Origin of the sequence: Rhodobaculum claviforme, from assembly GCF_016653255.1 — a bacterium.
GTDB classification, from domain to species: domain Bacteria; phylum Pseudomonadota; class Alphaproteobacteria; order Rhodobacterales; family Rhodobacteraceae; genus Rhodobaculum; species Rhodobaculum claviforme.
Map to the genome: position 1 here is coordinate 1 of NZ_NHSD01000104.1, position 12,686 is coordinate 12,686.

The window sequence follows — 12,686 nt, forward strand, 5'->3', positions numbered from 1 at the left end:
ACGGGGGCGGGGCTGGCGTTCTGCGCGGGGCAGGATCTGGGCGATGGGCCCAATGTGGCGGCGCTGAACCTGGAACAGTTGCTGCGCGATGAATACCACCCGCTGGTGCGGGCCATCGCGGATTGTCCGGTGCCGGTGGTGGCGGCGGTGAATGGCACGGCGGCGGGGGCGGGGGCGAGCCTCGCGCTGATCTGCGATGTGGTGATCGCGGCGGAAAGCGCGCGGTTCGTGCAGGCATTCGCGCGGATCGGGCTGATGCCCGACGCGGGCGCGACCTGGATGCTGCCGCGGCTGGTGGGTCCGGCGCGTGCGCTGGGGGCCGCGCTGTTCGCCGAGGCGATCCCGGCGCGGCAGGCCGCCGAGTGGGGCATGATCTGGGAAGCGGTGCCGGACGACGCCTTTGACAGTCGCTGGCGGTCGCGCGCGGCGCAACTGGCACAGGGGCCGACGCTGGCCTATCGCGAGGTGCGCGCGGCGATGCGGTCGGCCTGGCGGCAGGACCTGGAGCCGCATCTGGATGAGGAAGCCAGCCGCCAGGGCCGGTGCGGCCAGAGCCGCGATTTCCGCGAGGGCGTGCTGGCGTTCAGTGAAAAGCGCGCGGCGCTGTTCGAGGGGCGCTGAGGCGCCTTGCCTCGGTGGGGCAAGCCCCTGCCCGCGCTCCGATCGGCGGGCGAGGGTGGGCAAGCGGGGACGATCAGGATCAGCCGACGATTTCGGTGCCGGCGAAGAAGTAGGCGATCTCGGCGGCCGCGGTCTCGGCGGCGTCCGAGCCGTGGACCGAGTTTTCGCCCACGGATTGGGCAAATTCGGCGCGGATGGTGCCGGGGGCGGCCTCGGCGGGGTTGGTGGCGCCCATCACTTCGCGGTTCTTGGCGATGGCGCCTTCGCCCTCGAGCACCTGGACGACGACCGGGCCGGAGGCCATGAAGCCGGTGAGTTCATCGAAGAACGGACGCTCGCGGTGGACGGCGTAGAATTCGCCGGCCTGGTCCTTGGTCAGATGGATGCGCTTTTGCGCGACGATGCGCAGGCCGGCCTCTTCGAACTTGGCGTTGATGCGGCCGGTGAGGTTGCGCGCGGTGGCGTCGGGCTTGATGATGGACAGGGTGCGTTCGATGGCCATGGGGTCTGCCTCTGGATGGGCGGCGGGCCTGGCCCGTCCGCGATGATTGCGCGCGTCCCCTACCATGGGGTCCGGGGCTTGAAAAGCCGACCGGCACGGGTGCGGAGCGCGTTGACGGCGCGGGGTGCATGCGTCAGGGAGACGGCATGCTGGTGATCGATGACCTGAATTTCTCCGTGGCGGGACAACCGCTGTTCCAGGGCGCTTCGGCGCGGATTCCGGCTGGCCACAAGGTCGGGCTGGTCGGGCGCAATGGCGCGGGCAAGACCACGCTGTTCCGCCTGATCCGGGGTGAGATGGTGCCCGAGGGCGGGCGCATCGAATTGCCCGCGCGCGCCCGCATCGGCGGCGTCGCGCAGGAGGTGCCGTCGTCGTCGACCTCGCTTCTGGACACCGTGCTGTCGGCCGACACCGAGCGTGCCGCGCTGATGGCCGAGGCCGAGGGCGCGCAGGATGCCCACCGCATCGCCGAGGTGCAGACCCGGCTGGCCGACATCGACGCCTGGTCGGCCGAGGGGCGCGCGGCGGCGATCCTCAAGGGGCTTGGGTTCGACACCGAGGCGCAGGCGCGGCCGTGCTCGGATTTCTCGGGCGGGTGGCGGATGCGGGTGGCGCTGGCGGGGGTGCTGTTCGCGCAACCCGACCTGTTGCTGCTGGACGAGCCGACGAACTACCTCGACCTGGAGGGGGCGCTGTGGCTGGAGAGCTATCTTGCGCGCTATCCCCACACGGTGCTGCTGATCAGCCATGACCGGGGCCTGCTGAACCGGGCCGTGGGCCATATCCTGCATCTGGAGGACCGCAAGCTGACGCTGTACGCGGGCGGCTATGACAACTTTGCCCGGCTGCGCGCCGAGCGGCGTGCCCTGCAGGCCGCCGAGGCGCGCAAGCAGGACGCCCGCCGCGCCCACATGCAGAAGTTCGTCGACCGTTTCCGGGCCCAGGCCTCCAAGGCCACGCAGGCCCAGAGCCGGTTGAAGATGCTGGAGAAGATGACCTCGATTGCCGCCCCCGAGGATGCCGCGCGCGCCGTCTTCACCTTTCCCGCCCCCGAGGAGCTGGCGCCGCCGATCATCGCGCTCGACCGGGTGGCGGTGGGCTATGGCGGCCCCCTGGTGCTGCGCGAGCTGGGCCTGCGCATCGACCAGGACGACCGCATCGCGCTGCTGGGCCGCAACGGCGAGGGGAAATCGACCTTCGCCAAGCTGCTGGCCGAGAAACTGGCGCCCGAGGGCGGGCAGGTCACGCGCGCGACCAAGCTGCGGGTGGGGTATTTCGCCCAGCATCAGGTGGACGAGCTGGACCTGGAGGCCTCGCCGCTGGCGCATCTGCAACGGATGCGCCCGCACGAGGGGCAGCCGAAACTGCGCGCGCGGCTGGCGGGCTTCGGGCTGATGGCGGACCAGGCGGAAACCCCGGTGGCGCAGCTGTCGGGCGGGCAGAAGGCGCGGTTGTCGCTGCTGCTTGCGACGCTGGACGCGCCGCACATGCTGATCCTGGACGAGCCGACCAACCACCTGGATATCGAGAGCCGCGAGGCGCTGGTGGAGGCGCTGACGGCCTACACCGGGGCGGTGATCCTGGTCAGCCACGACATGCACCTGCTGGGGCTGGTGGCGGACCGGCTGTGGCTGGTCAAGGGCGGCCGGGTGGCCCCCTATGAGGGCGATCTGGAGGGGTACCGGCGCAGCCTGCTGACCTCCGACACCGCCGAGAAACCGGCCGAGCGGGCCGAGCGCCCCAAGGCCCCGCGCCCGTCGCGCGATGACATCGCCGCCCTGCGCGCCGAGGTCCGCCGCTGCGAGGCGCGGGTGGAGAAGCTGTCGGAGATGCGCGACAAGCTGGCGCGGCGGCTGGCCGACCCGGAGCTTTATGAACCCGGCAAGGCCGGGGAGGCCGTCGTCTGGCAGAAGAAATACGCCGAGGTGATGGAGGGCATGGACCGCGCCGAGGCGCTGTGGCTGGCCGCGCAGGAGCGGCTGGAGGGCGCGCAGGGCGCGTAACCGGGGGGCGGTATGGACTGGGGCTTTGTCGTTGCCGCCTTTGTCACGCTGTTCGTGGTGGTCGATCCCATCGGGCTGGCGCCGATCTTCGTTGCGCTGACCCAGGGGCTGGGGGCGCGCGCCCGGCGCGGGATCGCCGTGCGGGCGTGCCTGGTGTCGGTGGTGCTGCTGGCGGCCTTCGGCCTGCTGGGCGAGGAGATCCTGGGCTTCATCGGCATCTCCATGCCCGCCTTCCAGATCGCGGGCGGGCTTTTGCTGTTCCTCACCGCGCTGGACATGCTGTTCGAGCGCCGCACCGCCCGGCGCGAGGACAAGGCGGGCCACGAAGACCCCGGTGCCGATCCGTCGGTGTTTCCGCTGGCGATGCCGCTGATCGCCGGGCCCGGGGCGATGGCGTCGATGATCCTGCTGACCGGGCAGGCCCGGGGCGATCCGCTGGGGATCGCCGCCGTGCTGGCGGTCATGGTGGCTGTCGTCGCGCTGGTCTTCGTGATGTTCCTGGCCGCCGGGCTGATCGAGCGGGCGCTGGGCCGGCTGGGCACGCTGGTGGTGACGCGGCTGCTGGGGATGCTGCTGGCCGCGCTGTCGGTGCAGTTCGTGCTGGACGGGCTGCGCGCGCTGGGGGTGGTGGGGGTGGTGGGCTAGCGCGCCATGGCGCGCCGGAACGCCGGGCGGGCCACCATCCGTTCCAGATACGCCTCCCATGCCGGCTCGGAGATCGGGAACCTGGCCGCGCGTGCCCAGACGCCGCAATGGGTCAGCACGATGTCAGGCACGGTCATCGTGTCGCCCATCAGGAACGGCCCCGCGCCCAGCCGCTCCACCAGCGTGGCCTGCGAGCGGGTGAATTCCCACGTCAAGGACTCCTTGATGCCTTCGTGGCGCAGCGCCTCCGGCAGGATGAAGCTGTGGCGCGCGGCCACCCACAGCACCGAATCGAACTCATCGAGAACGAACTGCGTCAGGCTGTCCTGGCGGGCGCGCTCCAGCGTCCCGGCGGGGTGGGTCAGCGCGCCGTGACGGTCGGCCAGATACTGGATGATGGCGGTCGAATCGGTGATCGCGGTGCCGTCGTCGACCAGAACCGGCACCTTGCCGGCGGGGTTGAGGCGGGCCACCTCGGCGCTTTGCGGGGCGGCGGACAGATGCTCGTAGGGTTGGCCGAGTTCCTCCAGCATCCACAGGACGCGGGCGGCGCGGCTGCGGACGCCGCCGATGACGGTGTACATGGGGATTACCTTTCCTGTCGGGTGCGGCCCAGCATGGCCACGCGGATCAAGGCACGCTCCATCAGCGCCATCGCCGGCGCCCGGCTGGAGGAGCGCAGCGCGAGGTCGGCCTCCAGCAGCACCGACATGGCCTGTTCCAGCCGCGGCGTCGTCCACTGCCGAAGTTGGCGCTGCATCCGGTCGCGGGCGCGAAAGTTGCGCACCTCGGCCAGCCCCCGCGCGGGGTTGGCGGAGGCGGCGTGCAACTGGCGAAAGTGCCGCCCCGCGCCGATCGCCAGCGCCACCGGGGTCACGCCCTGCGCGCCGAGCCGCCGCACCAGCGGCGCCAGATCGCCCGCGCGCCCCTCGGCGGCGCAGTGCAACGCCTCGTCCAGCGCCGCCTCGACCGAGGCGGGGGCGCAGGCGGCGATCTCCTCGGGGGCGGGGGGCAATCCGTCATCGAGCTTGTAGAGCGCGAGCTTCTCGATGGTCTGGCGCAGATCGCCCGGCTCCAGGCTCAGCGCCAGCGCCATCAGGTCGTCCATCGCCGGGCCATCGGGGCGCGCCAGCCCGGCCGCCCGCAGCATGGCCTCGACCTCGTCCCGGCCGGGCGGGTCGTCATAGAGGGCCAGCGCGTGGGCGGCCTTGTGCCCCTCGAACAGCTTGCGCAGCGCCGACGCCGGGCGCAGCTGCCCCGCCGTCACCACCAGCCGCGCATCGCCCGCACGCCAGTCCGCCAGCACCGCGCGCACCGTGTCCGCCAGCCCGTCGCCCGCCTCCTCCAGGACCACGGCGCGGGGGCCGGGAAAGAACCCCTGCGCCTTGACCGCGTCCGACAGGGCGGCCGGATCGCGGCGCACATCGGCCCCTTGCAGGCGCGCCAGGCGCATTTCGGTGTCGGCGTCCGGGCCGGTCAGCGCGGCCACCGCCTCGGCCCGCTTCAGCGCCACGCGCATCGCATCCGCCCCAAAGATCAGAACGCCCGCCCAGATGTCGGGCGGGGCGGCCCAGAGCTTCGGGGCCTCGCGTGCCGACAGCTTCACGGGGCGCTGTCCATCCAGCCGGGCGCAGTGGCGATCAGCTCCGACGCGACCGCCTCGGCCAGCATTTCGGCCACGCGGCGGCGGGCATCCTCGGCGGCGGCGCGAATCGCCAGCGGCGAGGTGGTGCGGGAATAGCCCACGAAGCGCTCGGCGGTGCCGCGGGCCACGGGGGTGTCGGCGCCCTCGGGCGTCAGGGTCCAGTCGAGGCGCCCGATCATCTGCCCGCGCGAGTCACCCAGCTCCGCGACCAGCCCACGCCGTTCGGTGGCAATGCCCAGCGACCAGCCCAGCCGCCAACCGGGCGCCTGCGGGGTGCCCAGCCGTTCCTCCAGCCGGGTGACGAAGGCCAGCCCCGCATCGTCGCCCGGGTTGTCCGCGCGAATGCGCCCGCGCAGCCCGTCGGCAGGTCCGCCCGGCGCCAGCGCGGGGCGAAATCCGCACCCCGCCAGCGGCAGCGCCGCCAGCCCCAGCATCAGGGTGCGGCGATCACACGACCACATTGACGATGCGCCCCGGCACCACGATCAGCTTTTTCGGCGTCCCGCCCGCCAGCGCCTTGAGGACCTGTTCGTCGGCCAGCGCCGCGGCCTCGATGGTGGCGCGGTCGGCGTCGCGGGCGACCTCGATTTCCGAGCGGCGCTTGCCGTTGATCTGGATCGGCAGGGTGATGGTCGCCAGCGTCAGCAGCGCCGGATCGGCCTGCGGCCAGCGCGCCGCCAGCACGAGGCCCGTGCCCCCGGCCATGCGCCAGACCTCCTCGGCCAGGTGCGGGACCATGGGCGCCATCAGCTGCGCCATGGTGCGCAGCGCCTCGGCCCGGACCGCGCGCCCGGCGGTGGTCTCGCGCAGCGCGTTGGTCAGGGTATAGAGGGCGGCGACGGATTTGTTGAAGGCAAACCCCTCGATCCCGTCGCTGACGTCGCGGATGGCGCGGTGGGCGGCGCGGCGCAGGGCAAGGTCGGCCTCCGGGGTGCCATCCTCCGGCGCGGCCTCCAGTTCGGACGCCAGCCGCCAGACGCGGTTGAGGTGGCGGAACGCGGCCTCGGCCCCGGCGGCGGTCCATTCGACGTCGCGTTCGGGCGGGCTGTCGGACAGGATGAACCAGCGCGCGGTGTCGGCGCCGAAGTCGCGCACGATGGTGACCGGGTCCACCACGTTCTTCTTGGACTTCGACATCTTGGCCGAGGGGATGACCTCCACCGCCGCGCCGGTCGCGATCAGGCGCCCGTCCGCGACCTCCTCGGGCAGGTGATAGACCGGGCGGCCGCGGGCATCGCGGGTCAGGTAGATCTCGTGCGTGACCATCCCTTGCGTGAACAGCGCGCCGAAGGGTTCGCGGCAATGCTCCGGCAGGTGGCCGGTGGCGATCATCGCGCGGGCGAAGAACCGCGAATAGAGCAGGTGGAGAATCGCATGCTCCACCCCCCCGATGTACTGGTCCACATTCATCCAGTAGCCCGCCTGCGCCGGGTCGGTGGGCTTGTCGGCCCGCGGCGCGGTGAAGCGTGCGAAGTACCACGAGCTGTCGACAAAGGTGTCCATCGTGTCGGTCTCGCGCGTGGCGTCCCCGCCGCACTGCGGACAGGCGCAGTGCTTCCACGTCGGGTGCCGCTCCAGCGGGTTGCCGGGGTGTTCGAAGCTGACGTCGCGCGGCAGCTGGATCGGCAGGTTTTCCTTGCGCTCGGGGACCACGCCACAGGCGGGGCAATGCACCACCGGAATCGGACAGCCCCAGTAGCGTTGCCGCGACACGCCCCAGTCGCGCAGCCGGAACCGGGTGACGCCCTGGCCCACGCCCTGCGCCTCGCACAACGCGATGGCGGCGGCGATGGCGTCCTCGCCGGTCTGGACCTCCTCGCCGGCAAAGCCGCGGACATAGCGCACCGCCTCGGTCTTGGGCGGCACGAAGGCCACGTCGGCCACCGGCGCGGGCGCATCGCGCGATTCGAACACGTCGATCACATCCAGCCCGTATTTCCGCGCGAAATCGAGGTCGCGCTGGTCATGCGCCGGCACGCCGAAGATCGCCCCGGTGCCATAGTCCATCAGGATGAAGTTGGCGATCCAGACCGGCAGCTCCAGGCTTTCGTCGAACGGGTGGCGCACACGGATGCCGGTGTCGAGGCCGACCTTCTCGGCGGTCTCCAGCGCCTCTTCGCTGGTGGCGGTGCGGCGGCATTCGGCGACGAAGGCGGCCACCGCCGGATCGTCCCGCTCCAGCTTGCGCGCCAGCGGGTGATCGGGGCTGATGGCGGCGAATGTCGCGCCCAGCAGCGTGTCGGGGCGGGTCGAGTACACCTCCAGCCGGTCGAAGCCTTCGGGCGCGCCCACGGTGGAGAACGCGAACTGCAACCCGCGCGAGCGCCCGATCCAGTTCTTCTGCATCAGCCGGACCTTTTCGGGCCAATGCTCCAGCCCGTCCAGCGCGTCCAGCAGCTCCTCGGCCATGTCCGAGATGCGGAAGAACCACTGCGTCAGCTCACGCCGCTCCACCTCGGCGCCCGAGCGCCAGCCCTTGCCGTCGATGACCTGCTCGTTGGCGAGCACCGTCATGTCCACCGGGTCCCAGTTGACGACGGCGGCCCGGCGGTACGCCAGCCCCGCCTCCAGGAAATCGAGGAACATCGCCTGCTGCTGGCCGTAATACTCCGGATCGCAGGTGGCGAATTCGCGGCTCCAGTCGATGGACAGGCCCAGCGGCTTCATCTGCGCGCGCATGTCCCGGATGTTGCCATAGGTCCAGTCGGCGGGGTGGCCGCCCTGCTCCATCGCGGCGTTTTCCGCAGGCATCCCGAAGGCGTCCCAGCCCATCGGGTGCAGCACGTTGAACCCCTGCGCCAGCTTGTGGCGCGCCACCACGTCGCCCATGGTGTAGTTGCGCACATGCCCCATGTGGATGCGCCCCGAGGGATAGGGGAACATCTCAAGAACATAATACTTCGGCTGGCTGGACTCGGCCCGGGCGGCAAAGCTGCCCTCGCGGTCCCACTGGTCCTGCCAGCGGGGCTCGATCTCGGCGGGATCGTAACGGGCCATGGTTGCCTCGCTCCTGACTGCTGCGCGCCCGCTTATATCGCGCGCACGCCCGAGGTCCAGCGGCCCGCCCGTCCGGATTACAGCCGCCCGTCACGCACCCGAAGCTGCCGCGCGCGGGTCATGATCGCATCCTCGATGGCGCGCACGGTGGCCGGGTCGGCCGGGCCCGCCCGCGTCATCAGCGCGACGTTGATCGACCGCGCGTCCATCGCCGGGTCGTTCACCAGCACGGCCGCGCGATAGGCCCGCCCCCCGCCCGGCGGCGTGCCGAAGCCCGTGACGATCACCCCCGAGAACGGGTCCACCGTCTCCACCGGCAGGAAGTCCAGAACCTCCAGCGCCGCGTTCCACAGGTAGCGGTTGACCTCCACCGTGGTGTCGGGGGGGCTGGCGTTGACGAACAGGTCCCACACCGTGCCCGAGCCCGCAAGGGCGGCTTCGCGGTCGCGCCCGTCGGTGATCGTCGGGTCCGGCGATGTGCCCTGCGCGCCGCCGGACCCGCCGAACCACCCACCGCCGCCGCAGCCCGCAAGCGACGCCGTCAGCGCCCCGGCCACCAGCCAGCCGGACCATGTCTGTGCCTGCCTGCGCACCGCCATCGCGTGATCTCCCAAGTCCCTGTCTGCGCCCCGAGTCGTAGCCGAGGCCATGGCCCCGGACAAGCCGTCGCGGCACCGGCGCGCGCCGCCCGGCGCAAAGCTCCCCCGCGCGCCCTCGGGCGGCCCGGCCGCGCGGCGCCTGCCGGTCCCGTGGCTTGTCTTGCAACGGCGCCGGGGGGGACTGTGGCAAAGCTGCACCACCGCCGGGCGGTCGTTGCCGGGCCGGGCGCTTCAACTTGCAATGAAGGCCGTGCGGGGCGAAAGAGAGGCACACCCAAACTGGGCCTTCCGGGTTGGGCAAGTCCTTTCAAGACACGAGGGAAACATGAAAAAGATCCTCCTTGCCTCGGCCGCGACCATGATGGTTGCCGCCCCCGTTGCCGCCCAGGGCATCGACCTCAGCGGTTATGCTCGCTTCGGCTTCGAGTTCATTGAAGGCGAAACCGGTGGTTTCGACAACAGCGAAGTTGCAACCAACAGCCGCTTCCGCCTGAACATCAATGCCTCGGCTGAAACCGACTTCGGTGCGACCGTTTACGTGTTCCAACGCGCCCAGACCGTCAGCAACGATGGTCGGCAGCAATTGGCTGGTGGGGCCGGTCGTGCCGTTTCGTTTGCCGCTCCCCGCTTCGGCGTTCGTGGGGGTGGGCTTGACGTCCGCATTGGCAACATCGGTGGTGCCATCGCGGACATGCCCGGTCACTACTTCGGCTCCAAGTCGGCCGGCCTCGGTCTCGCCGGTCTTGGTTTCCACAACATGGCTGGCAACATGTCCGGCTCGCCCTTTGTCTGGGACGAATTCAGCTCCAGCGCCGCCGGTCCCGCTGCGAGCAACGGTATCGAGGTCGTCTACTCGGCCGCAGGCTTCCGCGCCCAGCTGTCCTACACAGACCGGAACCCCGGGATTGGCGCGCTTCGTGTGGACCCGCAGGGAAATGTCAACGTCGCTACTAACATCGCGCGTCAGGAGCGTGTTGCCGGTACCCTCGCCTACACCTTCGGCGAGTACACCGGTGCGATCGGCTTCCAGGAAGTGACCAGCCCGCGCACCGTGCAATCCAAGATTGCAAACCAGCTCGTGATCGCGACGTTCGGGGCTAACTTCGACCAGTTCCGCGTGAACGTGCAGGCTGCCGACCGCCGCGGCGTCAAGAAAGCCGTCCTGGCCGGTTCGTTCGACGTGACCCCCGAGGCCACCCTGCTCGGCTTCGTTGCCAACGAGAGCGGCAACCGTCCCGGCGCGACCGACTTCAACGGCACCTCGGGTGGCGTTGCTCTGTCCTACGCCCTCGGCGGCGGCGCCTCGATCGAAACCGGTGTTGTCCGCACGTCGGACAGCAACACCCGCGCCGACTTCGGCATGTTCTTCAGCTTCTGATCTCCGGATCACAAGTTGGCAGACAGGGAGAGAGCGGGCCGTTGGCCCGCTCTTTTCCGTTGGGGGCCGCAGCCAGGCCCCGCAGGGTCGCGGGGCCTTGAGGCGCCCCCCGTCCGCGCGCTATGGCAGAGGGGTCATGGAGGTTGCCGATGCTTCGATCCGTCCCCGCCGCCGCGCTCTGCCTTGCCCTTGGGGGCCTGCCCGCCGGGGCCGAGATCCGCTTCAGCGGTGACGCCCGGATGGGGGTCGTGCGCAACGATGGCGCGTCCGACACGGCGCGCCGAACCGAACTCCTCGCCGGGAGCCGCTTTCAGATCGATCTGGAGCGCGAGACCGATTCCGGCCTGCGCTTCCTGATGACGCTGGAGGTGGGCGACAGCCGGTTTCCCACCCGCGGCCCGCGGAACTGACGCGCATGTCCCTGTCCGAGATCGCCGACCGCCTGCACCGCGCCGAGGCCGCCGCCCACCGCCCCCAGGGCAGTGTGCGCCTGATCGCCGTGTCCAAGGAACAGCCCCACGCGCGGGTGGAGGCCGTGCTGGACGCGGGCCATCGCCTGTTCGGCGAAAACCGCGTGCAGGAGGCGCAGGGCAAATGGCCCGGCTGGCGCGACCGCTACGGCGCGGTGGAGGTGCACCTGATCGGCCCGCTCCAGACCAACAAGGCCCGTGCGGCGGTGGAGCTGTTCGACGTCATCCAGACCCTCGACCGCCCGCGCCTCGCCTCGGCCTTTGCGCGGCTGGCACAGGAACGCGGCGCCAGTCCCGATCTGTTCGTGCAGGTCAACACCGGGGCCGAGCCGCAGAAGGCCGGTGTCCTGCCCGCCGACGCCGACGCCTTTGTGGCGGAGGCCCGCGCGATGGACCTGCCGGTGGTGGGCCTGATGTGCATTCCCCCGGCGGACGAGGACCCGGCGCCGCGTGGCCGTGGCGCCCTTCGGACAGGAGCACGTTGTAGCTGCGGCAGGCGGTGGCCGAGGCCATCATCTCCACACCCACGCCGGCGTCTTCGAGGGTGCGCCGAAAATCGGCGGGCAAGGGGGCGATGTCGCGGCCGGTGCCGACGAATAGCACGTCCACCTCGTCCACCAGCGCGGTGAGGGGGGCGAGGTCGTCGAAGCCGCCCCAGCCCCGCACCCGATCGGCGCAGGCGATGACCGGGCCGGTCCAGACCGTGCCCCCGATGCGGAAAAAACCCGGCCCGTAGCCCTCGATGGGCTTGAGGCCGCCGAACGGCACTTCCCTCAGGTCCATGGTGGTTCTCCCCTGCGGTGGTTCAGGCGCCTTTGCCGGAGGTGGCGAACTGGGTGCCCGGTGTGTCGTCCTTGTCCTTGGACCAGTCCCGCGTGACGCCCAGCCGCAGCAGCACCGCCGAGGCCACGAAGACCGACGAATACGTCCCCACGATCACCCCCCAGATCATCGCGAACACGAAGCCCCGGATCACGTCGCCGCCCAGCACGAACAGCGCGATCAGCGCCAGCAGCGTGGTGACCGAGGTCATCACCGTCCGGCTGAGGGTTTCGTTGACGGAGATGTTGAGCACCTCCTTCAGCGGGCGTTTCTTGTACTTGATCAGGTTTTCGCGCACCCGGTCGAACACGACGACGGTGTCGTTGAGCGAGTAGCCCACGATGGTCAGCAGCGCTGCGATGATGGCCAGGTCGAAGCGGATCTGGAGGATCGAGAAGATGCCGATGGTCAGCACGATGTCATGGACCAGGGCCGCCACCGCGCCGACCGAGAACTGCCATTCGAACCGCAGCCAGACGTAGACGAGCACCGCCGCCAGCGCGAGCGTCACGGCAATGATCGCGCCGCGCACCAGCTCGCCCGAGACCTTGGGGCCCACCGATTCGACCGAGGTGAAGCGCAGCGTGGGGTCCACGCCCTGCAAGGCCGTCTCGACCTGGGCGACGACCTCGGGGCTGACGCTCTCGTCGCCGTCCTGGGCCTGGATGCGGATCATGGCGACGTTCTGGTCGTCGGCAAAGGTGGGGTCGAAGACCTCGGTGATGGCGATGTCGCCCAGCCCCATCGGGCCCAGCGCATCGCGATAGGCGCCGACGTCGACCGGCTGCTCGGCCTCGGTCCGGATCGACGTGCCGCCGCGGAAGTCGATGCCGAAGTTCAGCCCGACGATGGCGAACACCACGATCGACAGCACCATGGCCACCAGCGACGCCCCGAAGGTGTAGCGCCAGTGCCGGAAGAAATCGATCGTCGTGTCCTGCGGGACAAGCTTGAGGCGGTACATGGCGGGGCCTTTCGCTGGGGGCGGCCGGGCAGGGGGGTCA

Annotated in this window: 12 protein-coding genes and 2 pseudogenes; 6 read left to right on the top strand and 8 right to left on the bottom strand. The window is 70.7% G+C overall.

Features of this window, described 5'->3' with window-relative positions; all coding sequences use genetic code 11:
• Positions 1-621: enoyl-CoA hydratase-related protein (locus tag CCR87_RS02050; RefSeq protein ID WP_201155676.1), on the top strand; the 621-nt coding region annotated here is incomplete at its 5' end.
• Between the two features lie 79 nt (positions 622-700).
• Here the strand turns inward: CCR87_RS02050 and ndk are convergent.
• Positions 701-1,123 carry a nucleoside-diphosphate kinase gene (gene ndk / locus CCR87_RS02055; protein WP_201155678.1) on the bottom strand — a complete coding sequence of 141 codons (423 nt, stop codon included), beginning with the start codon at positions 1,121-1,123 and terminating at the stop codon, positions 701-703.
• Positions 1,124-1,269: 146 nt separating this feature from the next.
• On the opposite strand from ndk, the gene CCR87_RS02060 reads away from it, so the two are divergent.
• Positions 1,270-3,126 (top strand): ABC-F family ATP-binding cassette domain-containing protein, encoded by a 1,857-nt coding sequence (locus tag CCR87_RS02060; protein ID WP_201155679.1) that lies wholly within the window; start codon positions 1,270-1,272, stop codon positions 3,124-3,126.
• Positions 3,127-3,138: 12 nt separating this feature from the next.
• Complete coding sequence (locus tag CCR87_RS02065; RefSeq protein WP_201155681.1) at positions 3,139-3,771, top strand: MarC family protein; 633 nt, start codon at positions 3,139-3,141, stop codon at positions 3,769-3,771.
• On the opposite strand, the gene CCR87_RS02070 is transcribed toward CCR87_RS02065, so the two are convergent.
• The 5 genes from CCR87_RS02070 to CCR87_RS02090 all read right to left on the bottom strand — a co-directional run bounded on the left by CCR87_RS02070 (position 3,768) and on the right by CCR87_RS02090 (position 9,012).
• On the bottom strand, positions 3,768-4,355 hold the full coding sequence (locus CCR87_RS02070; protein ID WP_201155683.1) for a glutathione S-transferase family protein: 588 nt from the start codon (positions 4,353-4,355) through the stop codon (positions 3,768-3,770). The two genes, CCR87_RS02065 and CCR87_RS02070, sit on opposite strands and share 4 nt — an antisense overlap.
• A gap of 5 nt (positions 4,356-4,360) precedes the next feature.
• Positions 4,361-5,377 (bottom strand): DNA polymerase III subunit delta, encoded by a 1,017-nt coding sequence (locus CCR87_RS02075; protein ID WP_201155684.1) that lies wholly within the window; start codon positions 5,375-5,377, stop codon positions 4,361-4,363.
• Positions 5,374-5,877, bottom strand: coding sequence for a hypothetical protein (locus CCR87_RS02080; RefSeq protein ID WP_201155686.1), 504 nt, complete (start codon positions 5,875-5,877; stop codon positions 5,374-5,376). The genes CCR87_RS02075 and CCR87_RS02080 overlap by 4 nt, the downstream gene beginning before the upstream one ends.
• Positions 5,864-8,413 (bottom strand): leucine--tRNA ligase, encoded by a 2,550-nt coding sequence (leuS, locus tag CCR87_RS02085; RefSeq protein ID WP_201155688.1) that lies wholly within the window; start codon positions 8,411-8,413, stop codon positions 5,864-5,866. The genes CCR87_RS02080 and leuS overlap by 14 nt, the downstream gene beginning before the upstream one ends.
• Positions 8,414-8,490: 77 nt before the next feature.
• Entirely contained in the window at positions 8,491-9,012 is a 522-nt protein-coding gene (locus CCR87_RS02090; RefSeq protein WP_201155690.1) for a DUF3576 domain-containing protein, read from the bottom strand.
• Positions 9,013-9,337: 325 nt separating this feature from the next.
• On the opposite strand from CCR87_RS02090, the gene CCR87_RS02095 reads away from it, so the two are divergent.
• The 3 genes and pseudogenes from CCR87_RS02095 to CCR87_RS02105 all read left to right on the top strand — a co-directional run.
• Entirely contained in the window at positions 9,338-10,390 is a 1,053-nt protein-coding gene (locus tag CCR87_RS02095; RefSeq protein ID WP_201155692.1) for a porin family protein, read from the top strand.
• Between the two features lie 149 nt (positions 10,391-10,539).
• On the top strand, positions 10,540-10,800 hold the full coding sequence (locus tag CCR87_RS02100) for a porin (RefSeq protein ID WP_201155695.1): 261 nt from the start codon (positions 10,540-10,542) through the stop codon (positions 10,798-10,800).
• 5 nt (positions 10,801-10,805) lie between these two features.
• Positions 10,806-11,306, top strand: a pseudogene (locus CCR87_RS02105) (YggS family pyridoxal phosphate-dependent enzyme); the annotation flags it as partial.
• Positions 11,307-11,367: 61 nt separating this feature from the next.
• On the opposite strand, the pseudogene CCR87_RS02110 reads toward CCR87_RS02105, so the two are convergent.
• Positions 11,368-11,643, bottom strand: a pseudogene (locus CCR87_RS02110) (Mth938-like domain-containing protein); the annotation flags it as partial.
• A gap of 22 nt (positions 11,644-11,665) precedes the next feature.
• Positions 11,666-12,646 carry a protein translocase subunit SecF gene (secF, locus tag CCR87_RS02115; RefSeq protein WP_201155697.1) on the bottom strand — a complete coding sequence of 327 codons (981 nt, stop codon included), beginning with the start codon at positions 12,644-12,646 and terminating at the stop codon, positions 11,666-11,668.
• Positions 12,647-12,686: the final 40 nt, after the last annotated feature.